Source organism: Streptomyces sp. NPDC087901 (genome assembly GCF_044742205.1).
GTDB lineage: Bacteria > Actinomycetota > Actinomycetes > Streptomycetales > Streptomycetaceae > Streptomyces.
In genome coordinates, this window is the sequence record NZ_JBIUUC010000005.1 from 605,125 (window position 1) to 627,062 (window position 21,938).

General features: G+C 67.4%; 18 protein-coding genes and 1 pseudogene. 6 read left to right on the forward strand and 13 right to left on the reverse strand.

Annotation, left to right across the window (positions count from 1 at the left end; genetic code table 11):
- Positions 1-265: 265 nt before the first annotated feature.
- From ACIOEW_RS19820 to aroQ, 3 genes are read right to left on the reverse strand one after another with little or no spacing between them, the layout of a single operon-like run.
- Positions 266-2,053, reverse strand: coding sequence for a bifunctional sugar phosphate isomerase/epimerase/4-hydroxyphenylpyruvate dioxygenase family protein (locus ACIOEW_RS19820; protein WP_401964904.1), 1,788 nt, complete (start codon positions 2,051-2,053; stop codon positions 266-268).
- A 19-nt stretch (positions 2,054-2,072) separates the two neighbouring features.
- Complete coding sequence (locus ACIOEW_RS19825; RefSeq protein ID WP_362554443.1) at positions 2,073-2,945, reverse strand: shikimate dehydrogenase; 873 nt, start codon at positions 2,943-2,945, stop codon at positions 2,073-2,075.
- On the reverse strand, positions 2,942-3,412 hold the full coding sequence (gene aroQ, locus ACIOEW_RS19830) for a type II 3-dehydroquinate dehydratase (protein WP_362554442.1): 471 nt from the start codon (positions 3,410-3,412) through the stop codon (positions 2,942-2,944). The genes ACIOEW_RS19825 and aroQ overlap by 4 nt, the downstream gene beginning before the upstream one ends.
- Positions 3,413-3,553: 141 nt before the next feature.
- Between aroQ and ACIOEW_RS19835 the strand changes: the two genes are divergently transcribed.
- Positions 3,554-4,234, forward strand: a complete 681-nt coding sequence (locus tag ACIOEW_RS19835; protein ID WP_401964907.1) for a TetR/AcrR family transcriptional regulator — start codon at positions 3,554-3,556, stop codon at positions 4,232-4,234.
- Positions 4,235-5,366: 1,132 nt separating this feature from the next.
- Entirely contained in the window at positions 5,367-5,690 is a 324-nt protein-coding gene (locus ACIOEW_RS19840) for a universal stress protein (RefSeq protein WP_401964908.1), read from the forward strand.
- 46 nt (positions 5,691-5,736) lie between these two features.
- Here the strand turns inward: ACIOEW_RS19840 and ACIOEW_RS19845 are convergent, their stop codons facing one another.
- From ACIOEW_RS19845 to ACIOEW_RS19860, 4 genes are all read right to left on the reverse strand, one after another.
- Positions 5,737-6,417: a helix-turn-helix domain-containing protein gene (locus ACIOEW_RS19845; RefSeq protein ID WP_401964910.1), complete on the reverse strand. Its 681-nt coding sequence runs from the start codon at positions 6,415-6,417 to the stop codon at positions 5,737-5,739.
- 232 nt (positions 6,418-6,649) lie between these two features.
- The gene (locus tag ACIOEW_RS19850) at positions 6,650-8,266 is read right to left on the reverse strand and encodes an MFS transporter (RefSeq protein WP_401964911.1); all 1,617 of its coding nucleotides are present in this window, start codon (positions 8,264-8,266) and stop codon (positions 6,650-6,652) included.
- Positions 8,267-8,417: 151 nt separating this feature from the next.
- Positions 8,418-8,669 (reverse strand): hypothetical protein, encoded by a 252-nt coding sequence (locus tag ACIOEW_RS19855; RefSeq protein ID WP_362554433.1) that lies wholly within the window; start codon positions 8,667-8,669, stop codon positions 8,418-8,420.
- A gap of 531 nt (positions 8,670-9,200) precedes the next feature.
- Complete coding sequence (locus ACIOEW_RS19860) at positions 9,201-9,515, reverse strand: MerR family transcriptional regulator (protein ID WP_285566651.1); 315 nt, start codon at positions 9,513-9,515, stop codon at positions 9,201-9,203.
- Positions 9,516-10,706: 1,191 nt separating this feature from the next.
- Between ACIOEW_RS19860 and ACIOEW_RS19865 the strand changes: the two genes are divergently transcribed.
- Positions 10,707-11,900 carry a GAF domain-containing SpoIIE family protein phosphatase gene (locus ACIOEW_RS19865; protein WP_362555441.1) on the forward strand — a complete coding sequence of 398 codons (1,194 nt, stop codon included), beginning with the start codon at positions 10,707-10,709 and terminating at the stop codon, positions 11,898-11,900.
- 256 nt (positions 11,901-12,156) lie between these two features.
- Here ACIOEW_RS19865 and ACIOEW_RS19870 read toward each other — a convergent pair whose 3' ends face one another.
- Both ACIOEW_RS19870 and ACIOEW_RS19875 read right to left on the reverse strand, forming a co-directional pair.
- Positions 12,157-12,687 (reverse strand): PP2C family protein-serine/threonine phosphatase, encoded by a 531-nt coding sequence (locus tag ACIOEW_RS19870; protein WP_401964913.1) that lies wholly within the window; start codon positions 12,685-12,687, stop codon positions 12,157-12,159.
- A 50-nt stretch (positions 12,688-12,737) separates the two neighbouring features.
- Complete coding sequence (locus tag ACIOEW_RS19875) at positions 12,738-13,238, reverse strand: hypothetical protein (protein WP_401964914.1); 501 nt, start codon at positions 13,236-13,238, stop codon at positions 12,738-12,740.
- 432 nt (positions 13,239-13,670) lie between these two features.
- On the opposite strand from ACIOEW_RS19875, the pseudogene ACIOEW_RS19880 reads away from it, so the two are divergent.
- Positions 13,671-13,913: pseudogene (locus ACIOEW_RS19880) on the forward strand (two-component sensor histidine kinase); the annotation flags it as partial.
- Between the two features lie 443 nt (positions 13,914-14,356).
- On the opposite strand, the gene ACIOEW_RS19885 reads toward ACIOEW_RS19880, so the two are convergent.
- The 3 genes from ACIOEW_RS19885 to ACIOEW_RS19895 form a co-directional block, all read right to left on the reverse strand.
- Positions 14,357-15,259, reverse strand: coding sequence for a carbohydrate ABC transporter permease (locus tag ACIOEW_RS19885; RefSeq protein WP_362555447.1), 903 nt, complete (start codon positions 15,257-15,259; stop codon positions 14,357-14,359).
- The gene (locus ACIOEW_RS19890; protein ID WP_401964916.1) at positions 15,259-16,149 is read right to left on the reverse strand and encodes a carbohydrate ABC transporter permease; all 891 of its coding nucleotides are present in this window, start codon (positions 16,147-16,149) and stop codon (positions 15,259-15,261) included. Before ACIOEW_RS19890 ends, ACIOEW_RS19885 begins: the two co-directional genes overlap by 1 nt.
- Positions 16,150-16,292: 143 nt before the next feature.
- Positions 16,293-17,744 (reverse strand): extracellular solute-binding protein, encoded by a 1,452-nt coding sequence (locus ACIOEW_RS19895; RefSeq protein WP_401964917.1) that lies wholly within the window; start codon positions 17,742-17,744, stop codon positions 16,293-16,295.
- A 706-nt stretch (positions 17,745-18,450) separates the two neighbouring features.
- Here ACIOEW_RS19895 and ACIOEW_RS19900 point away from each other — a divergent pair.
- Both ACIOEW_RS19900 and ACIOEW_RS19905 read left to right on the forward strand, forming a co-directional pair.
- The gene (locus ACIOEW_RS19900) at positions 18,451-18,672 is read left to right on the forward strand and encodes a hypothetical protein (RefSeq protein ID WP_401964919.1); all 222 of its coding nucleotides are present in this window, start codon (positions 18,451-18,453) and stop codon (positions 18,670-18,672) included.
- A 260-nt stretch (positions 18,673-18,932) separates the two neighbouring features.
- Complete coding sequence (locus tag ACIOEW_RS19905) at positions 18,933-20,468, forward strand: glycoside hydrolase family 43 protein (RefSeq protein WP_401964920.1); 1,536 nt, start codon at positions 18,933-18,935, stop codon at positions 20,466-20,468.
- A gap of 309 nt (positions 20,469-20,777) precedes the next feature.
- Here ACIOEW_RS19905 and ACIOEW_RS19910 read toward each other — a convergent pair whose 3' ends face one another.
- Positions 20,778-21,809 carry an ArsR/SmtB family transcription factor gene (locus ACIOEW_RS19910; protein WP_401964921.1) on the reverse strand — a complete coding sequence of 344 codons (1,032 nt, stop codon included), beginning with the start codon at positions 21,807-21,809 and terminating at the stop codon, positions 20,778-20,780.
- Positions 21,810-21,938 lie beyond the last annotated feature (129 nt).

A 21,938-nucleotide genomic window follows, 5' to 3' on the forward strand; every position in this document is an offset into this window, starting at 1 on the left:
AACCTGCCAGCTCGGGGTCGACCGCTCCACCGTCACACGCGCAACCGGTGAGCTGCATCCGCAGCCCGCAGGAACTTCGGCTTGGACAGGCTGCACCGGCCGACGACGACGTGGAACCGGAGAGCTCATGCGTGCTGCCGCCACCGGGGGCGACTATCTGCCGGCGGCGACTACATCCATCTGGCGAACACCACGTAGAGGCCGGCTCGCGACCCTATTTAGAGGGCACTGGTCTTCCGTCGACCCACTCATGTGGCCGGTCCAGTCACGTCTGCTTCTGAGCGTGTTGAGCGGTCAGGCGCACATGGGCGCTCTGCTCGCCGAAGCCCGCATAGTCATTGTCGCGCTGGACGACTTCGAAGAAGACGTCCCCAATGGTCCTGGTGTAGAAGTGGCGGAACTGGCCGTGCTCGTCACAGTCGTAGAGGATTCCCAGCACACGGTAAGTCTGGAGTTCACCGGGGCCGAAGACGTAGCGCGCTCCGAGATCGTCGTAGTAGTTGTCCGGAACCGGCAGAAGATGCCCCGTGACTCCGATCCGCCGCGCGGCCGCGACGATGTCGTCGGTGGCCAGGGCGATGTGCTGGGACGCGCGGGCGGAAGCGCTTGGCGCCGGGTCGATGCTCAGCGCGATCCGCACCGAATCGTCCTGGTTGCTGACAGCCCGGCTGCGCCGCAGGCCGTACGGGTCGGAAACATCGACGCCATCGTGCGGCCGGAGCCCGACCACGCTGCGGTAGAAGAGGAGCGCTTCGTCGTACTGGTGCCACGGCTGCGTGAGCGCAACATGATCGACACCCGTGATGAGCCCGGAATGCGGCGCAGAGCCCGCTATGGGGGCGAAGTCGTCGAGCCAGTCGGGCAGACCCTGCCGGCCGGACGCGCAGAAGAACAGCTCGGTTCCGTCCGGGGCTGCCACCGTCTCAAGCAGAACATCCGTGCGAGCGCGACGGCGCGGCAGAACCGGCGCGCCAAGAGACTCGGCCCGCTTGGCTGCAGCCCCAGGGTCGGGTGACTCGAGGCCGATGGCCGCGAGCCGCGGCCCGCTGCCGCCGGTGGCGGGCTCGGTGTTCACCAGGACACGCGCAGCGCCCTGCTCCCAGAGGTCGACGGGCTTGGACAGGTGCTTTCCGGTACGGGAGAATCCCAGCGCCTGGAGCAGGACGGTGACCGGCTCCGTATCCATGGTGACCAACTCGGCAAAGGCGATTCCGGTGGGCTCAACGGCGCCGGGAAGTTGCAGTACTCCGGCACCCTCCTGCAACGCGGTGAGAGAACGCCTGGCGTCGATGGCGGTGCGGCCGGAGTCAGCCTGACGGAAGACGTCGTTGAACACTTCCAGCGAGAGCGGGCCGTCGTATCCGGACCGGACCACGGACCGGACGAATTCCGCCAGGTCGAAGTCGCCTTGGCCGGGGAAGCACCGGTGATGCCGGCTCCATTGCAGGACGTCCATACCCATGAGCGGGGCGTCGGCGAGCTGAACGAAGAAGATCTTCTCGCCGGGGATCGCGGCGAAGCCTGCCGGGTCCGAACCACGGGCCAGGATATGGAAGCTGTCGAGACAGACTCCGAGAGCGGGGTGGTCCGCTGCCTCGACGATGCGCCAGGCATGGTCGTACGTGTTGACGTGGCGCCCCCACGCAAGTGCCTCGTAGGCGACGCGGATCCCGTACTCGTCCGCCAGCTCGGCCAGTTCGCGCAGCTGCGCTGCGGCCAGGGCGTCATCGTCGCGGGCGTGTGCGGAGACGTTGGAGCAGGCCAGCACGGTGTCGACGCCGAGTCGACGCATGACACGGAACTTGTGCTCCGCCCGGCGCATGCTTCGGGCGAATGAGTCGGCGGAGAGTCCGTCGACGTCCCGCATCGGCTGGTAGAGGAAGAGTTCGAGGCCCAGGTCCGCCGCTCGTTCCCTGATCTGTTCGGGGCTGAGCGGACTGCCCAGCAGGTCGTTCTCGAAGATCTCCACACCGTCGAACCCGGCACGGGCCACGGCGTTGAGCTTCTCTGTCAGCGTTCCACTGACAGAGACGGTGGCGATGGACGTACGCATCGTGATCCTTCTTCTGGCTTCAGCTGGCTGGAGGGACCCTTGTGAGGTCGGTGACGTCGGCGAGCATGCGTTCCACATCGGGTTCGCGTCGGGTGAAGAACCGGAAGGCGTCCGCGGCCTGCAACGCGACCATTCCCGATCCGTCCAGCGTGGTGCAGCCCAGTGCGCGCGCCTCGGCGAGCAGCCGTGTCTCCAGCGGCCGGTAGACGACTTCGGCCACCCATATCCCCGGGTGGAGCAGTTCGGGGGCGAACGGCGTCCCGGGATGCGCGCTCATCCCGGTCGGGGTGGCGTGCACAAGGCCGTCGCAGCGGGCCAGTTCACGGGCGAGATCCCGCGAGCCGCCGGCGACCACCCGTTCCGTGCGGAAGATGGCGTTCAACGAGGCCGCGAGGGACCGGGCCCGCGACTCGTCGGTGTCGATCAGGGTCAGGCGTCCGGTGCCCAGAGTGAGCATGGCGTGGGCGACGGCCGCACCCGCCCCACCAGCTCCCAGCTGGACCACGTGCGAGGTGGGCGCACCGGGCAGTCCCCGGGCGAACGCCGCGCCGAATCCAGTGACGTCGGTGTTGTGCCCCGTGGCCCGCCCGTCCTGGAAGACGATGGTGTTCACGGCGCCGAGCGCCTCCGCTTGCGGGTCGAGGGCGTCCAGGTGCGGGATGACGGTCTGCTTGCACGGGTGGGTGATGTTGAGCCCGTCGTACCCGAGATCGCGGGCCGCTCTCACGAGGTCGCCCACCTTCTCAGGACCGACGCCCAGAGCATCCAGGTCCAGGATCTTGTACAGGTAACGCAGGCCCTGCCGGTCCGCCTCGCGCTCGTGCAGAGCGGGGCTGAGCGACGTGGTGATGCCCGCGCCGATCAGCCCCACCAGGTACGTCCCCGCCGTCACCGCGATCCCCCGCCGAGCAACGTTGCGAGACGCATCAACGCGAAGACGTACCCGTCCGTGCCCGCCCCGCAGATCACGGCGGCCGCCACCCCCGACACGTAGCTGTGGTGACGGAACTCCTCACGGCGGTGAATGTTCGTCAGGTGCACCTCCATGACCGGACGTTCCACCGCCGCAAGAGCATCGCGGATGGCAACCGACGTGTGGCTGTAGGCACCTGGGTTGATCACAATCCCGGCGAACCCGGTGCGCGCCTCATGGATGGCGTCGACAAGGGCGCCCTCGTGGTTGCTCTGTCTGCAGTCGGCTTCCAGACCGTGGGCGGCCGCGGTCTCCTGGCAGAGCTTCTCCACATCGGCGAGTGTGTCGCTGCCGTAGAGGGCCGGCTCACGGGTGCCGAGCAGATTGAGGTTGGGCCCGTTGAGAACGAGTACCCTCCCGATCGCCCGCGCAGTGGTCCGGTCCATCACACCTCCAGTAATGTACGAACTAGTACGTTACTTATAGCAAGAGCGAGCCACGTCGAGAAGCCCTCGCACCGAAAGATCCAGGCACTGGCTTGCTCCTACAATCACGGGACACCCACGACGCACCGGAGGAGCCAGGGCATGCCCAACGCCCAGAAGCCAGCGCCCGCAGAGCGTCAGCGCGACGCGGCCCGCACCCGGGCGGAGATCCTCGCGGTAGCGACCCGGGAATTCGCCCGGGATGGTTTTGCAGGCGCACGGGTCGACAAGATCGCCGACGTGACCCGCACCACTAAACGGATGATCTACTACTACTTCGGCGGCAAGGAACAGCTCTTCACAGCGGTGCTCGAAGCCGCTTACTCGGAGATCCGTCAGCTGGAAGGGGACCTGGACGTCGAACATCTCGATCCCGTCGCCGCCACCCGCCGACTGGTCGAGCTGACCTTCGACCACCACGAGGCACACCCCGACTTCATCCGGCTCGTCAGCATCGAGAACATCCACGAGGCAGAACACATCATCGGCTCCGAGAAGTTGAGCCGACTGGGCTCCCCGGCGACCGACGTACTCCAGCGCATCCTTGAGTCAGGACGGAAGGCGGGGCTCTTCCACGCGGAGGTCGACGCCATCGACGTACACGCGATGATCAGCTCGTTCTGCTTCTTCCGCGTGTCGAACCGCCACACATTCGGCGCGCTCTTCGCGCGCGACCTGGTCGCCCCTGACAGCAGGGACCACTACCGGAACATGCTCGCGGACATGATCTGCGCCTACCTCACATCGCCGCCCGTACACAGCGACACAGAGGAGCTGGCGTAGCGCCGCACATGTGCCGCCCGTAGCTCCACACGCCCAGACCGAGAACGGATTGAGCTGGGAAAAGCCGAACCGGTTCACCTCGTGCCATCAGCCGATGAGGTGAGCCGGGTGCTCCGGATCGGACGCCGGCGGCCTCGGAAGGGTCCGCGCCGGCGCCCGCCGCCGAAGTGAGTGACTCCCTCATCCCCAACCGACGCCATATGCCGATCTACTGCGAAGCGCGACACGCTGGAGGCGAAGCAAGGCGCTCGCACGGGAGCCGCGGTCGAGCGGAGCACAGCGCCGGGCCCGGCCACTCGGCCGGTGTGCCGTCACGGTGGCCCCGGCCGTCTCTCTGAGTTCGATAGAGCAGCTCGGAGAACGGGTCGTCGTCGATGACCCAGATTCGGTCCGGCAGCTTCGTGAACCGGGCCGGGTGCTGCACCAAGACCGCCGGGTCGAGGGCCCGGGCTCTCTCCCGGCGGTTCCGCATGGGTATCTCCGGCGGGGACGCCTCGGCCCAGAGTGCGTCCTGGAGCTGGTTACGGGGCGCAGCGTTGACGTCCTGCGCCTGCAGGAAGGGGCCCGCTGGCGGGAGGAGATCACGGTCCGGTTCCTGGGCGAGGCTGCGCTCGACCCGCTCGCGCTTTGCCCCTTCGTCGATCGGCGACATGCTGAGAACAGAGAAAGTCTCGTCAGCGTCTTGTGTGTGTTCCGGTCGCCGAGCGAGGCAGTGATGCCACCCAGCATCCGGCGAAGTGCCGCTCGTTCTCCGTCCTTAGCTCATTCGCCCCTGATCGCAGGCCGTGGGCCGTCCGTCACTGGTTCGACGAGCGCACCAGCTGCAAGCACTACCACTGCCTGAAGGTTCCTTCTTGCCCTGCACGGCACCGGCTGGATGGTGCTGGGGTCACGGGACTGGGCAGAGTGGCCGGCTTCCTCACCGGCTCGGCCTCACTCCCCGTGGTCGCCACGTCGCGCCAGCCGGTGGTCCTCGTGCGGTCACAGGGCGCCACAGAACTGTCATCGCAGGGTGAGGCGCCCGGCGACGCCGGGTCGGGCATCGTCCTCGGACTCGACATCCGTCATCCGTGCGACCCGCTCATCGCCTTCCTTCGGCGAAGCCTCGCGCACGGGCGCGGAGGTCCGGGTCGTGCACAGCTGGTCCCAGTCGGCCGCGTACGGATATGCGGCGATCATGGACCCGGGCATCGGCGTCGAACTCGAGCAACGGGTGGCGGAAGGGCTGGCAGACATGATCCGGCCCTGGCGGTCCAGATTCACGGAGGTCACCGTGACGGAGAAGACCGTGAACGGACCGGCAGCGGCTGAGCTGATCCACGCTTCGGAGGATGCCGCCCTTCTTGTCGTCGGACGCCGCAGCCGGGGTATCCCCACAGGGCCCCGGCTCGGCCACGTGGCCCAAGCGGCGATCCATCACAGCGGCGCACCGGTCGCAGTCGTCCCGCACCAGTGAGCGCGCTCGGACAAGTGCTGGGCATCGAGGTGCGCTCACCTCGGACTCAGCTGTCGTCGCCCGGAGCACCGTGCACGATGATCTTGCGACCGGTGACGCGTCGGGGCGAGAGCAGCATGACGTGCTCGCGCCCCTCCCCCGCCCACGGTGTCGAGTAGGCCGACTCCCTGAGCCGGCGAGCGACTTCCTCATCCGCCACCACATGAACGGGCCCGACGAGCAGCACACTCCACCCTCTGCTGAAGGCGTCGTCGATGTGATCTGCCTCGAAGGCGATCTCTGTGCCGTCGGCGGCGGCGAGCGGGGAGTTCTCAGCAGTGCCGAACATGACCTCGCCGTCCAGCACCTGGTAGTTCAGCGGCAGCACGACCGGCCCGTCTCCGCCGGCCAGTGCCACCCTCCCCACGCCGTGATCGCCGAGCAGGACCCAGGAATCCGCTTCGTCGAGTTCCACCATTCGGGCTTGCTCGGCCGCTTTGCCAAGCCCTGCCGGCAGATCCCCGGTGGCGCCTGTCAGCTCCTCGACGGTTGTTTCGAGGGCGTTGGCCAGCCGCAGCAGAAACCCGATGCCAGGCGTCGCCGAGGAGTGCTCCTCCACGTACTCGATGTAGCCGGGCGCCGCAGCTGCGCGCAACGCGACATCCTGCCTGGACAGGCCCAGCTGCTTACGACGCGTGGCGACACGTCGACCGATGTCACCTCTCGCCGAACGCGGTTGTGAGGGCATCCTCGGAGCTCCCTGTCCATCGACACGTCGTACGAGCCAACGCTAGCGAGACTCGGAGCCCGGCGCAGGGCGGGACTGCCCCCATGCCTCCACCGGGCGCGGGTGGTGGCTGGACTGCAGGGAGCTGAGGGAGCCGAGAAGACGACGCGCTAGAGCTCGCTCTGCGCCGCGCGCAACGCCTGGGAACAGCACAGAGGAAGAGCAGGACAGCTCGTTTCCCATCGCCCTGCGGCTATGGCTCCGTCGAACGCGGCTGAGTGTTCGGGATGCGCGAGGTGAAGAACAGTGCGAGGAGAGCAGCGAAGGCGAGGATGGCCAGTGCGGCGCGCAGACCGTCGATCCTGGCGTCCTTGTTCGCGTCATGTGCGGCTTGAGCCACGGCCGAGCTCGTGCCCGCTTCGTCCAGGGCGGACTCGAGCTGGGCATCCGACAAGAACGGCACGCCGCTTTGCAGTTCGACCGTCGCCTGACTCTTGACCTCGCTCGGGACTGCCCGGTTCTGGTCCACGCTGGTGAGGAAGGAGGTCGTCATCGCCGCGATCATGATCGACCCGGCGAGCGCCGTACCGATCGAGGCGCCGAGGTTGGTAACGGCGTTCTGGACGCCGCCGACCTCCGCACTCCGTGCTTCAGGCACTGCGGACACGGTGACCGACCCGAGCTGGGATGCCAGCGCGCCCATGCCGAGGCCGATCAGCAGGAGTGGGATGGTGACGATTTCCGCACTGGCATCCGCGTCGAGCGCGGCCATCAGGACCAGCGCGCCGGCGAGCAAGGCGAGGGTCCCGAGCCGCACCACCCGCCGCGGTGAGACGTCCGGGAGGAAGCGGGGGATCAGGATGGCTGCCGCCAGCAGAGTCACGGAGAGCGGCAGAATGCGGGCGCCGGTCTTGAGCGCGGACAGGCCCAGTGCGACGGACAGATAGAGGGGTACGACGAAGAAGACGCCCATCTGAACGAGGTACTGGAAGAAGAACATGGTCAGTCCTCCGGTGAGCTGCTTGTTGTGCAGCATCCCCGGGTCGACGAGTGGCTCCCTGCGCCGCTCCGCCATGCCGGCCTCCCAGCGGAGGAAGAGCCAGATCAGCAGCAGACCGGCCAGCATCAGCCACACGACCAGTGAAACCCCGAGCCACGAGGGCTCGTCGGGCTTCGGCTGGAACCAGCCCCATTCGTCCGAGCGGAGCACTCCGTAGACGAAGACCCCGAGTCCGAGCGCCGACAGCCCGGCGCCGACAAGATCGATGCGAGGACGCTCACCGACCGGCGCGTCGGCGATACGGCCGGCGAGCACCAGGATGCCGATCACCACCACGACTTCCCCGGCGAAGACCCAGCGCCAGGAGAAGTACGTGGTCGCGACGCCGCCGATCAGCGGCCCGACCGCGATCGCCACAGCCCCGGCAGCAGCGACGAGACCGTAGGCGGCGGGACGACGCTCGGTGGCAAAGTTGCTGGCCACGAGCGCCACGATCGCAGGCAGGATGAGGGCTGCTCCCATTCCTTCGAGGAAGGACCAGCCGAGCAACAGCACGGTCAGGTTCGGTGCGAGCGCCGTGGTGAGGGAGCCGCATCCGTAGATGGCGCAGCCCATCATGAACGCGCGTTTGCGGCCGATCAGTGCCCCGACCTTGCCGCCGGGAATCATGAACATCGCCATCACGAGGGTGTAGGCCGTGATGGCACCCTGGACACCTGTCACCGTCGTACCCACGTCTTCCGCGACCGTCGCGATCGAGACGTTCATGACCGAGCTGTCGAGCGCCATCAGGAACTGCCCGGCCGCGAGTGTCAGCAGGACGATGCGGGCCGTTGACGACGTCTTGGGAGTGCCTGCCCGGGGTGCCATGCGCGCATCGTCCCAGCCACCCCCGAAAGGACACCCCGACCCGCCCTGCAGGTCAGCCGGCTGGCGGAATCCCCGTCGCCCGGATGTCGATCTCCGTCATGCCGCCGAAGCTCGCATCGACCAGGGCATGCCGGACGGCCTGCTGAACCCTTCAGTGAGCCGGCGCGCCATCACGTCGATCACGGCCCAGCGCACCCTGCGAAGCCTCAGGGCTCAGATCACGTGCAGCAAGGGCCTTCGCACCCGGGCCGACGGCGATGTCGACAGCCCGTCTCGGAAGCCCGATCTTCCGGTCGAGTTCGGCCAGGCGCACCCGCAAGCCGTCACACAGGTCTGCTGCAGCCTCCACCCACGAGCCGGTCATGGCCGTGAGGGTTTCGGCATCGCCGAGCAGCATCCGCACTTGCCGCCATGTGCGCTCCTCAACCGGCTCTGTCTCCGGGTACGGACAGGAGCAAGAGGGTTGGCCACCGTATGCCTGGCTCCGCCCTTGGCACCGGTACGCCTTGGCGCCGCGGATCGTTCCCCCGCCCCGTCCGAGAGCCGGGCTCGACCGGCTGGTTTTTTGCGGACAGGTCGTACCGCACCGTCTGGCACTGGGTGGTCAGGTAGAGCCAGGTGCGGGCCCCGAGACCGCGGCCGGCCGATGACGGCCCGTCCTCCGACCCGCCGGCGTCCCGGCCGTGACCTTCTGGTGGACATCGTCGTTCCGCTCGGCGTCGGCCGCGACCGGATGACAGGGCGCATCTCGTAGGGGATGACGCGCACGACGCGCAGGCTCTCAACGAGTCACCTTTGGTCAAGATCACCCCAGCACCGGAGCAGTCCCGGCCGACGCACATTTGGACACACCGCTGCTGGTGGGAGGCACGTGGCACCTGCGAGACCGAAACTGCATCCCGTCGGCCGGACAAGCACGATCTCGTGGACTGCTCTATTCGCCGGCACGGTGATGCTCGGCGTTGATGCGCTGAGCTTCCTCGAGCTGGTCTTCCAGGATGACGATGCGGCAGGCGGCCTCGATGGGGGTGCCTTGGTCGACGAGTTCGCGGGCGCGGGCCGCGATGCGCAGCTGGTAGCGGGAGTAGCGGCGGTGGCCGCCCGCGGAGCGCAGCGGGGTGATCAGGCGGGCTTCGCCGATGGCGCGGAGGAAACTCTGGGTGGTATTGAGCATCTCGGCGGCCCGGCCCATGGTGTAGGCGGGGTAGTCATCATCATCGAGACGGCCGAACGAGTCGTCTGCTGTCATCTGTACCTTCCTGTGGAACACGCGTCGGAGGGGCCCGGGTGCCATTTGGCACCCGGGCCCCGAAGGAACTGCTACACCATCAGCCGGCCTTGATCGGCTACGCCGGCTCTGTGTTTCCGCATACCTGCCGGGAAGAGGTCCGGGGGTTGCGGGGATCGCGGTTGCTTGACCGGAGACCACCTCACTATCGATGTCCTGCGGTACCCGGGCTCAACAATCCGCCCGGGCGATCCAGATGGCGCCTGGCTCCTCCGTTCTTCCCTCGGGTGATCAACTGCGAACTATGGGAACTGCTTTCGGTACTGCTGGCCATGCGAACTACTCGTGGCTTAATCGAGCGCCACGTTCCGGCAGCCAGCCCCGTCACCCGTCCTGCGTCTGCTCTGGCTTAGAACCCCACTGCCGAACTTCCCGGTACGCGCGCCGCAGTCTGACGCCTTTACCGAGGGACCACTGGTACTGCAACTGCACTTGCGTACGGCGACACTGCTCACGGTGGCCCCTGATCACTGCGGGCCACCCGGTCCGGGGTCAGCCCCGTCGCCCTTTCTGCAAATACTTGGCTTCGGAACTCCACCACCGCACCGACCTGCACTTACGCGTACTACTTCCCGGCAGTTCATCTCTGCCGGGCCGCTCGATCTCTTGGCTACGGGCAAAACACTAACCCCAGCGCGACCCGCATGTCTACCTCCGCCATGGCAGATTTCTTACATGGACTGACAGTGATGTCCTGCGGTGCGCATTACCTGGAAACTGCACTGAGCGCATCCGCCGGGAGGTGTGAGGGGCTCGCAGAGCGGGCAGGCGGGGTGTCACGTCACAAGCGGTACAACCGATCACAGGTGGGATGTACGCGTATGAGCAGTACGACGACAATCAGCGTCTCTTCCACGCCCCCGTACCAGCCGTGGGCCAGGGCGACAACGCGGCCTGTATCGGCCGGGCTCGCCAGGTCACCCGTGCCTTCACCGCCCGCCTCACCCCGGTATCCGACCCAGACAGGGCGGACACGCTCCATAGCTGCAGCATGCTCAAGGTGCCGCCGGGGCCAGCACGACGATCTGGTGAGGAGCAGGACGTCGGGAGTCTGTTGAGGGGCGTCACCGGGGTCGGGTGGGGTGGTTCCTCGGCTGGGGCGCTGCGGGGCTGGTGGGCGGGCAGAAGCCCTCTTAACTTTTGGAGGCTGTGGTGGCGTGTGATCGGCTTGGACTGGCTGAAGTGCTGGCTGCGGCAGAGGATGCCGCGCCGGTGGACTCGCTTGATGTTGTGGCCCGCAATCTGCGTGCTCGGTTCGGCGCGCGGTACGTGTCGTTCCTGTTCGTCGACGTGGTCGGCAGGCGTCTGTTGCGGGTGAACGACACCGCAGGCGCCTCACAGGGTCACCGAGCTGAGAGAGTCCCCCTTGCCGGCAGTGGCATATACGACAAGGTTCTGCGCGCCCAGAGGCCGGTGCGGGTGGAGGAGGGCGGGCAGGGGCAGCGGGTTCTTGCGCCGGTGACCAACCGCGGGGACACCATCGGCGTGCTGGAGCTGTTCCTCGACGTCGTGACCGAGGACGTGTTGGAGCAGGTCGAGGAGGCCGCGCACGCGCTGGCGTACATCATCGTCACCGACCGTCGCTTCACCGACCTCTACCACTGGGGCAATCGCACCACGGCGGTCAGCCTGGCGGCGGAGATCCAGCGCCAGCTCCTCCCCTCCGCCCCCTCGTGCGAGGCGGCGGAGTTCGCCCTCGCCGGAGCCCTGGTTCCGGCCTCGGACATCGCCGGAGACACCTACGACTACAGCCTCGACAGCAACGCTCTGCACCTGTCCGTCACCGACGCCATGGGCCACGACGTCAATGCCTCACTCATCGCTACCCTCGTCGTGAACGCCTCCCGCGGCGCACGCCGCGCCGGAGCGGATCTTGCCGAACAGGCCCGCCAGATGCATCAGGCCCTCCTCGACCACGGGCGGCACACCTTCGCCACCGGGCAGCTGCTGCGCATCTCCCTCGACGGGAGCCTCGCCCAGCTTGTCAACGCCGGCCACCCCGGGCCCCTCCGGCTGCGCGACGGCACGGTCGAGGAGCTGGGCCTGGCCGTCGACATGCCTTTCGGCTTCACCTCGCAGGGTCCCTACCAGGTACAGGACATCGACCTGCGCCCCGGTGACCGTCTCGTGCTGCACACAGACGGCATGCAGGAACGCGAAGCGCAGACGGTCGACCTGCCCGGCCTCCTGGTCCAGACCGCCGCTGAGCACCCACGCGAGGTCGTCCGCACTCTGGTAGCCGCAGTTGCCGACGCCTACGGCGACCGACCGCCCAAGGACGACGCAACCGTCCTGTGCCTCGACTGGCAAGGCCCCGCAGCAGAACCTGCCGATCGGGCGCCCTGAGCCCGCTCGGGCTCTCTCAGATGGCGGTACAGGCGAGCACGCTGCCACGTTCACGGACACGGGGGCTGGGTGGCGAAGTCGAAGAGTCTGCGCAGCGGTGTGACGCCGCCGAGGGAGGACGCCCCTCGTGCTGGGAAGTGCACCACTCGAACGACGATGCTTCGGGCGGCGAGTGGGGCGAGTAGCCAGCGATATTTACGGAACCCCCGAGATGTCGTGCGGGATGACGCCTCCCTGAACTTTCACGCTCCGGGGGTCACGCAGGGTTTCCCGGGCCGAATTCCAGGAGGAGCAGCGCGGAGTCGTCGTTCGGGGCGCTCCCGGTGAACGCGGCCACGTCGGCACGCAGCCGGCGAAGAGCTGTTTCCGGACGGCCTTCAGCGAACAGTGGCCCCGCCCGCTCGGCCACTGGGTAGAAGCGGCCGGTGCCGTCCCTGGCCTCGCTGAGCCCGTCGGTGTAGAAGAGGATCCGGTCGCCTGCGTGAAGAGTCGATCGTGTGACCCCTTCTTGCTGGGGGTCCGCTCCCGCAAGGGCGGTGAGTCCGAAAGGTGGAAGGGACACACTCGGTTCGATCAGCTCGGCCCGCCCGTCGGTGGTCACCAGCAGCGGAGCGGGGTGACCCTGGTTGAGCACCACGAGGTGTCCGGCGTCGCTGACCTGAGCGAGGAGGCCGGTCACGAACCGTTCGCCGTCGGTGCTGCGGTCCAGAGCGGTCTCGATGCGGCGGGCGATCTCCGTCAGCTCCACCGCGTCGGGAGCGGCCTCCCGGAACGCGGCCAGCACCACGGCCGCGCAGCGTACGGTTCCGAGCCCCTTGCCCTGGACATCGGCAATTACTACACGGCCCCCCGAGAAGAGGCCACCGCCTTGTACAGGTCCCCTCCGACGCGGGTGGCCCGACTCGCAGAGACATACGAAGCAGCGAGTCGGGCGGGGCCGATCATCGGCGGCACAGGGGCGAAGAGCACGTCCTCCAAGGTGTTGGCGACCTCCTGCACATCCACGAGGCGGCGTTCCGCCCTGACCCTGACCCACGCCGCGTATGACGCGGCCAACGTGACGTACAGGATGGCGATCAGCGCGACGTACATCCGGGCGTAGCCCAGACGGCCCGAACTCGCCGCCACTGCGACGCAAACGGCCATCGCGACCACGCCCACCGCCGGGACGAGACGTACAGGTCCACGCGCTGCGGCGAGAGCCGGGCCAGCCGCGTAGACCGGCAGCAGGTTGAACTGGGCACCCGTGGCTACGTCCACGACGAGGGCGATCCCCATGACCACCAGCGGCAGTGCGGCCGGTACGGCCATGGCTGTTCTGAACAGGCGAAACGGCACAACCATCTCCCGCACTCACCGATCCAGGTACCTAGATCAGCATACGAAGGTACGGAGGAACACACGAGCCGAAGCGTGGGCCCGGCCCACAGTCTGCGGGCAGGCCCCTCGAACGATCCGTCGGGACCAGGGCTGGCCGCACACGAGAGCCCGCGGGGCCTGGGCCGAGACCGGTGCCCCGGGCAAGCCCCCGGACGTGTCCGGGCCCGGGCACGCCGGGCGTGGGGAGCCGGGCTCAGGCTCCCCACGGCTTCCTGGCGTTCACGGCCACCGGTTCCTTCTACCCAGCTCGATGTCGTGACTCATCCGCTCAGCCAACGGGCTACCCGCCGTGTGATCACCCGGCTCAGCCAACTCGGCTGCGGCGTCAGCCTCAATTCGATGGAGACCGGGGCCTGCCCCAGCAGCGGACGGCCACAACGACACCCGGGACGCGCAGGTGCGCTGCAGGTCGGCACCCAAGACGCCGAAGCACACGAAGCCACAGGCACGATCAGGCAGTTGAGCGTTCAGACACTGGACGAACTGCGGTACATGGTCAGCGTCCTGCGCGCCTCCTGCGGCAACGCCGCACAACTGACTCCGCAACCTTCGCCGGCGGACCTCCGACGTCTGGTGGACCACAGCGGGATCGAGGCGGAGCTGATGACCGACCTCCCCGAGGGTCTCCCGCCCATGCATCCGTCGCCAGCGCGAAAGGGCAGCCTGCAAGCCGGTCTCGACATCCCGGCCACATCATTCGTCGAGATCCTCCAGCCCCAGCCAGGAGGGCTCCGGGGCAAGGCAGTTCACACGCGCCGGTCCTCGCCGGCCGATATGAAGTGGGAAAGCCTCAGCATCTTTCGGAGAGAGTAGACCCACCACATCGCCGATAAGCCGGACGTCAGGGTGCAGTGGCCAAAGGATCACCGTTGCCTGTCAAGTGGATGTGTTCAGGTTGAGGCGGGCGGCGCGCGTTGGGCGCCCCCGGCTACGCGCGGGGCAATTCAATGGTCCTTTCCATGGATGGCGCGGGGCGTGCGGAAGCTGAGCGATGCTGCCCATCGGCGGCCTGCCCCTGCCAGAGGCACGGCAGGGGCAGGCCGTGAGACGGGTCCGTGCAGATCCTGGTGCTGGTTTCATCCCTTCACAGCGCCGGTGAGACCGCCGACGATCTTCTTCTCGAAGATCGAGAAGAAGATCAGTGCGGGCAGCATGGCGAGTGAGGTGAACGCGAGGACTTTCGCTGTGTCCGAGGAGTACTGCGAGGAGAACGCCTGGACGCCGAGCGGCAGGGTGAAGTTCGCGTCCGAGTTGAGGATGTACAGGGGCAGGACGTAGTTGTTCCAGCTGCCGATGAACGCGAGGACACCGACTGTCACTACACCGGGTAGCGACAGCGGGATCACCATACGGAAGAAGAATCCGAGTCGGCTTGCACCGTCGATCGCGGCGGCCTCCTCGATCTCGTGGGGAATGGCTCTGAGGAACGGCACCAGGATGATGACGGTCGTCGGCAGGCCGAAGGCGATCTGCGGGACGATGATGCCGAACAGGTTGTCGACGAGGCCCATGTTCTTGATGACGAGGTACAGCGGGGTGATCGCGATGACCATCGGGAACATCAGGCCGGCGGCGAACAGGGAATACATCGCGCCCTTGAGCTTGAAGTCGTAGCGCGCGATCACGAAGCTCACCATCAGGCCGAGGACGACGATACCGACGGTGCTCACGAGCGCGACGATGGTGGAGTTTGCGAATTCACCCCAGAACGTCCTCGACGTCAGGACGTCGGTGTAGTTGCTGAGGACCCAAGGGTGCGGCAGAGCGGCCGGGCTCGTGGTGAACTGCGAGTTGGTGCGGAATCCGCCGAGCACGATGTAGAGGACCGGTGCTATACAGACCCCGATGAAGAGCAGCGCGATGAAGTAGGTGAAGGGGTTCCCCCACTTCTGCGGTTTGTCGCGATTGTTGCGACGGTCGATGGGCGTGTTCGGCTCCGCGTCGGAGGAGAACCAGGAGTTGGCGGTCGTCGCGCTCATCAGGCGGCTCCTTCGGTGACGGCGCCCTGGAGGTCGCGGCGCAGGACGAATCGCTGGTAGATCAGCGCGACGATGAGCGAGATCAGGAACATCACGACCGCGATGGCGCTGCCGTAGCCGAAGTTGCCCGCGTTACGGCCCTGGGCAACCATGTAGATCGCCATGGTCGAGGTGCCCGCGGTGCCCGCGACGTACGGCCCCCAGATGATGTAGACGAGATCGAACAGCTGCAGCGAGCCGATGATCGACAGGAATACCCAGATGCGGATCGTCGGCCCCAGCAGCGGCAGCGTGATGCGGCGCTGGATCTGCCAGTAGGAGGCGCCGTCGATCCGAGCGGCCTCGAACAGTTCGTCGGGGATCGACTGCAGGCCGGCGAGCATCAGAATCACCGCAAAACCAACGTACTTCCACGAGATGATGCCCATCAGCGTCCAGATGGCCAGCTTCGGGTCGGAGAGCCAATCGGCCTGCAGGAAGCCCAGGCCGATGTGCTGCAGGAGATCGTTGACAGCACCGTTCGTCTGGAGCATCAGACTCCAGCCGGTGCCGACGATGACCTCGGAGACGACGTAGGGAACGAAGATCAGGACGCGGATGAACGAGCGGCCACGGATCTTCTGGTTGAGCAGGAGCGCGAGGACGATCGCCAGCGGGCCCTGGATGACCAGGGAGAGCACCAGGATCAGGAAGGTGTGCCACAGAACTTGCTGGAACGCGGGGTCGGTGAGGATCAGCTTGTAGTTGTCCAGGCCGACCCAGTCGGTGGGCGGCCCGTAGCCCTTCCACCGGTAGAAGCCGTAGAACGCAGCCAGCGCCACCGGGAAGATCACAAACGTCAGGAACATGATGATCGCCGGCCCGGACAGGACCGCGATCTCGAGTCGCATCTTGGCACGACCGCGGCGGCGCGCAGCCGCTTGCGGCGAAGTCGGGGACGCGGACTTGGCCGCGCCCCCGACTCCAGGCGTGCCCTGCGACTGGCGGCCGGTGGCCGTGTCAGTACCCAGGGTGTTGCTCATCGTCCGCGTACTCAGCCCTTCGCAGCAGCAGCGTTGGTGTCCTTGGCTATGTCGGCTGCGGTGCCCTTGCCGGCCATCAGGTTCACGACGGCGGTGTTCATGGCGTTGCCGACGTTCTGGCCGTACATGGTGTCAAGGAACATCACGGAGTAGGCGGCCTTGTTGAATGCCTGCAGTGCCGAGACGTTGTAGGGGTCGGTGACGACCTCCTGGGCGTCCTTGTTCACCGGGATCGCGTAGAAAGCCTTGGCAAAGGCCCTCTGCTGATCCTTGGTCACCAGGAACTCGAGGAAGCCATGGGCCTCCTTCGGCGCGTTCTTGGACAGCGAGAATCCGTCGAGGCCGCCCATGATCGCGGTCGGGTCGCCTTGGCCGCCGGCCACGGCAGGGAAGGGGAACCAGCCCAGGTCAGGGAGCTGCTTCTTGTTCGGGGTCAAGCCGGCGATCACCCCGGGGTTCCAGTTTCCCATGAGCTCCATGGCCGCCTTGTGGTTCGCGAGCATGCCCGCCGACGACCCGGCGCCCTGCTGCGACGAGTTCGTCAGGAAACCCTTCTGGAAGGGCTTGACCTTCAGGAACGAAGCAAGGTCGTCGCCGGCCTTGGTCCAGCACGGATCGGTGAACTCGAGTGACTTTGCAGCCTCCTGCAGGGTGTTCCGGCTGCACTCGCGCAGGGCGAAGTTGTAGTACCAGTGCGCGGCCGGCCAGGCGTCCTTGGCACCGACCGCGATCGGCGCGACGTTGATCGCCTTCAGCTTCGCGACAGCGTCCTCGAGTTCGTCCATCGTCGTCGGGGTCGAGGTGATGCCGGCCTTGTTGAACAGGTCCTTGCTGTAGTAGATGCCCTCGGGCTGCGTGTCGACCGGCATCGCGTAGACCTTGCCGTCGATCGAATAGCCTTCGACAGCTGGTGCGCCCGCGTTCGCCTTGTCAGTGGCGGTGAGGTTCAGTGCCTGGACCTGGCCGGCATCGACCATGGCCTGCATCTTGCCGCCACCGCGCTGCAGGAAGATGTCCGGCGCGGAGCCCGAGTTGAGGGCGGTCTGCAGTTTGCCGTCGAGGTCCTCGTTCTGGATCGCCTGGATCTTGATCGTGACACTCGGGTGCAGGGCGTGGTAGGCCTTCGCGGCGGCCTGCCAGTACTCCTCACCGGGCCCGGGCTGCGCGTTCTCCCAGACGGTCAGCGTGACCTTGCCATCGGACGAACCGCCGCCGCTGTCGGCGCTGCCGCCGCCGGCGCAGCCGGTGGCAGCGAGTGCGATGCCCAAGCCGATCGCGACAGCCCTCGCGCTGCGCAATTCCCTCGTCATGGTGAAAGCTCCCTGATCTGTCGTCATAAGCCCAATGAATGCGAACAGTTGGCGAAATTGACGACCCTCTGAGTACCGTGAGTTTCGTACGTGCGGCTGATCCAGGTGTGCAGGCGTCAGGTCGTCCGTGGCGACAGTGAGGGTCGGTCCCATGCGCGGATTCGCGACGATCAATGCAACCCGTACTTCCCGGCTCCCGGCATGCGGGTGTGAACGTGCCAGGTGGACGGGTGTGACCGTACGGAGTCGCCTCCGTTACGGGGAGGTCTCAATCGCTCGAGAGTATGCGCTCGGCGCAGAGCGGCAGTCAATGACTTGTTTCCGAAAGTTCTTCGAAACTTACGAGTAACTGCCAAGGGTGGCAACCGAAACATTTCGACGCCCTCCGGCGATCGCGCCCGTCCGGTTGCGGTCCCCGCCGATCGATCCCTCGAGGCCTTGCAGTACAGGCCGTCAGGTTCTCCCGCTGCGCGATGGTGCTCTCCACGAGCAGCGCAGCGTTTGTAGTTGCACGTCCTCGCCGGTTTGTTCCGGTTCGGGTCCTGGTGCCGCCACAACGTCTCGTCGTCCACCGCCGTGAGGCGTGGCCCGCAAGCTGCCGCCGAAGTATGCGAACCTCTCGACGGAAAGTAGTTTGTCTCAAAACTACCTCCCTGATGTAGGGGGTTCCAGATGTCGATCGCGATCGCCGATGCCGGCATCGGCGTGCTTGCCGCGGGTCTGAGCCTGCATGAGGCAGGACACCGTGATGTGCGCGTGTTCGAGCGGGTTGCTGACGTGCGGCCACTTGGAGTGGGCATCAACCTGCTCCCGTCCGCTGTGCGCGAGCTGACGCCCACCGGTAGGTACGACAGCAGCCATGGTTCACCGGCTCGGTCGCGACATACGGGCCTTCCCCCGGTTTGCGGCCGGTCACCGAATCGGCACCCAGGTCACCTCAGGCGCGCACCCGCGTTACGCCCGCAACCCCGGCACCGGCGAACCCGCCATCACGGCCACGGTCACCGTGCATGCCCAGCAGGAGATCTCCCACGGCACTGCCCGTCCCTCCCGGATGGACCTGCCGGTGTGGGCCTCATGACCACCGCGGCTGCCATCCCCTACCGGCTGGAAGTGCGCCAACCAGCCTCGGTCAAAGGGCTGTTCCGCAATACCTGGCGGGCGCACAACGACAGCTACGGCACCTCGGCGCGTTGCCGGAACACTCGAATACATTCAGTATGTGGACGTCCCTCCGCCGTGCGATGCACAGCATCTGACGCCGCGCGCTGATCCACCAGGGAGTACGGGCAGCCCTGGACTCGCTCCACGGCGCCCGCCGACTCGAAGGGAACACATTCTGTGCGCACATACGACAACCCTGTGATCAGCGGGTTCCATCCCGATCCGAGCGTGTGCCGGGTCGGTGACGACTACTACCTGGTGTGCTCCAGCTTCGAGTATTTCCCAGGGCTGCCGCTCTTCCACAGCAAGGACCTCGTGCACTGGGAGCACATCGGCAATGCTCTCGACCGGCCCGAGCAACTGCCGCTGCCTCTGCCCGGAACCAAGGCGTCCGGCGGCCTCTACGCCCCCACGATCCGCCACCACGACGGCCGTTACTGGATCATCAACACCAATACAGACGGCGGCGGCAACTTCGTTGTCTCGGCCGAGCGGCCCGAGGGGCCGTGGAGCGACCCGGTGTGGATCGACCTGCCCGGGATCGACCCCGATCTGGCGTGGGAGAAGGACGGCACCTGCTGGTGCGCCTTCTCCGGGCCCGAAGGCGGCATCAACATGGCCAGGATCGACCCGGTCAAGGGGGAAGTGCTGGAGGGGCCTTTTGCCACGTGGTCCGGCACCGGCCTCAAGTTTCCCGAGGCACCGCACCTCTACCGCATCGTCGACTGGTGGTACCTGCTGATCGCAGAAGGCGGTACCGAACGCGGCCACAGCGTGTCCATCGCCCGTGGCCGCTCGCCGCGCGGCCCTTGGGAAGGCGCACCCGCCAACCCCCTGCTGTCGCACAGCGGTACCGTCCGCTCCATCCAGAACACCGGCCACGCCGACCTCGTGGAGGCTCCCGACGGCAGTTGGTGGATGGTGCTGCTCGGCGTCCGGCCCCGCGGCTTCACTCCCGACGTGCACGTGCTCGGCCGCGAGACGTTCCTGACCCCCGTGGAATGGGACGAGGACGGCTGGCCCGTCGTCGCGCCCGTTCCCGAGAGCCACCCAGCCCCCGGCGGTGCCTGGCACCCAGTTCCGTCCCTGCCCGTCCGCAACGACTTCGACGAGTCCGCTCTCGCGCCGTACTGGGTCTCGCCGTTCACCCGCCCGGAAGGTTCCTGGTCGCTCACCGAGCGCCCTGGCTGGCTGGCCCTGAGCGCCACCGGCACCACCCTCGACCGCCCCGGGTACACCTTCGTCGGCCGCCGCCAGCAACACCACGACTGCCGCGTCACCGCTGCGATCGACCCGGGTACGGGACGCGGCGGCCTCAGCGTGCGCCTGGATGAGGCCCACCACTACGAACTGGAGGTCGGAAACGGAGAGGCCAGCGTCGTCGCCCGGATCGGTCCACTGCGCCAAACCGTGGCCAGCCGACCGATCCCGTCCTGGCCGCTGACCCTCACCATTGCGATCCGGACGTCCGACCTTGTGCCCGCGTCGCCCGAACTCACCGATGGCGGGACCACCGGCCCCGACACCATCGCCTTCTGGCTCGGCAATCCCGACACCGCGGACGCCCAGCAACTCGCCGAACTGGACGGGCGCTACCTGTCCGCCGAGGTCGCCTGCGGCTTCACCGGCCGCGTTATCGGCATGTACGCCACCGAGGGCGCGGTCGCCTTCGACTGGTTCGAGTATGCCCCGGCCTCGGCGTCCTCCGCTTGACGCTCGGCCTTCGGCCGCGTGGGACACCCGCGTCCCTGCGGGTGCCGCACGCGGCATGCCGCGAGACCGCGCCGACAGAGGGAGTGGCCGATGATGTCGACCTGAGACGGGCCGGTGGCGGCGAGCACCTGGTCGACGACGGCCGAGAGCTGCCGGACGCCCTCCGTAATGTCACCGGTTCCCTGGAGGAGCGCCCATCTCGGGCGGCAATGGGTCGGCTCGGGGTTTCTGACGGCCGTCGGCACGTTCGGCGGATGCCCGCCTCGCGACCGGATGGGGGCCATGGTCGCGTCAGGGCGTTGTGGGCCCCTACGAGCCTGCCGACGCCACTGACTCAGCTGACCCGCCCTGAGGTGCCAGAGCCCCGTCCAGCACCGCCCGTCCGAGCCCGGTCCGGTGGTGGAGCACGCGGACACCTTGGCGCTGGGAAAGGAGCAGCCCCGCCTCTCGGAGAACGGTGGCGTGCCGGCTGGCCGTCGACGGTGCGAGTCGCAACGCCGCGGCGATGTCCATGGTGGTCATCGGACGGTCCAGCACCCTGAGGAGTTCGGCACGCGAGGCGCCGATGAGCTGGGCCACCGGGGCGTCCCCGCCGTGGTGGCGGCGTTCGAGCCAGCCGGGCGCGGGCGAGAGGGGGTGGACGAGGACCGGGGGCAGTTCCTCATCGACGAGGGCGAGCGGGGCGCGAACGCAGAAGAAGGCCGGGATGAGTGTCAATACCCTTCCACGCAGGGTGAGTTCGCGTTCGATGGGGTAGGGGGCGTGGAGCCTCTGGTCCTGGTAGCGCCACCCGGGCAGTTGGTCGTACCCGGTGAGCAGGCCCTCCGCTCCATGCGTGAGGACGGCTTGGACGCGTATGGTCCGGTCGGCCGCCGCCTGAGCGCGCATCGAGGCGAGGTAGGGCTCGACGGCCACCTGGTGATAGGCGCGCAGCGCGGTGCCGAGGCGGTGCAGCGCCTTCGGGCAGCCGTCGGCGAGCGGGCGCAGACCGGCCGGTGCGGGGTGTCCGGTGTGGGCGTGCAGACGGGTGAGTTCGGCCCGCAATCGGTGCCGGGGGGTGGACAGCAGCCGGTCGAGCCCGGTTTCGAGATCGGCGTCACCGCGGCCGGGCGTCAGGAAATCGGGGAAGTAGGAGCCGTCCGGGCAGAGTCGCGTCAGGGCGCGTGTCAGGGAGACCAGGCCGGCTTGCCGCAGAGCTGTCCCCACCTCGCGGCGCCAGGCTCCGAACGCGAGGGGTGCCTGGCGGTTCTGCAGGAGGTGCAGGCTCAATGCGGTTTCCCAGAGCGGGTCCACGCCGGACGCGACGCGTAGGCGGGCCAGCTCCTGGCTCGTGAATTCCACCCGTAGCACAGCGCACCCCCGGTGGTCGCAGGCGCTTGACGGCGCCCGCCCTGCGGAACTCTACGCGCATCACTGATGTGGCGCATACATGTCAGTAACTTGAGGCGATCGAACGAGGGTCCGACCGGA

What these genes read in the sequence shown, in the direction of transcription:
- ACIOEW_RS19820 (WP_401964904.1), bottom strand. Translation starts at nt 2,053, where the DNA reads ATGCGTACGTCCATCGCCACCGTCTCTGTCAGTGGAACGCTGACAGAG.
- aroQ (WP_362554442.1), bottom strand. Translation starts at nt 3,412, where the DNA reads ATGGACCGGACCACTGCGCGGGCGATCGGGAGGGTACTCGTTCTCAAC.
- ACIOEW_RS19835 (WP_401964907.1), top strand. Translation starts at nt 3,554, where the DNA reads ATGCCCAACGCCCAGAAGCCAGCGCCCGCAGAGCGTCAGCGCGACGCG.
- ACIOEW_RS19845 (WP_401964910.1), bottom strand. Translation starts at nt 6,417, where the DNA reads ATGCCCTCACAACCGCGTTCGGCGAGAGGTGACATCGGTCGACGTGTC.
- ACIOEW_RS19850 (WP_401964911.1), bottom strand. Translation starts at nt 8,266, where the DNA reads ATGGCACCCCGGGCAGGCACTCCCAAGACGTCGTCAACGGCCCGCATC.
- ACIOEW_RS19860 (WP_285566651.1), bottom strand. Translation starts at nt 9,515, where the DNA reads ATGACAGCAGACGACTCGTTCGGCCGTCTCGATGATGATGACTACCCC.
- ACIOEW_RS19885 (WP_362555447.1), bottom strand. Translation starts at nt 15,259, where the DNA reads ATGAGCGCGACGACCGCCAACTCCTGGTTCTCCTCCGACGCGGAGCCG.
- ACIOEW_RS19890 (WP_401964916.1), bottom strand. Translation starts at nt 16,149, where the DNA reads ATGCGACTCGAGATCGCGGTCCTGTCCGGGCCGGCGATCATCATGTTC.
- ACIOEW_RS19895 (WP_401964917.1), bottom strand. Translation starts at nt 17,744, where the DNA reads ATGGGACCGACCCTCACTGTCGCCACGGACGACCTGACGCCTGCACAC.
- ACIOEW_RS19900 (WP_401964919.1), top strand. Translation starts at nt 18,451, where the DNA reads ATGGTTCACCGGCTCGGTCGCGACATACGGGCCTTCCCCCGGTTTGCG.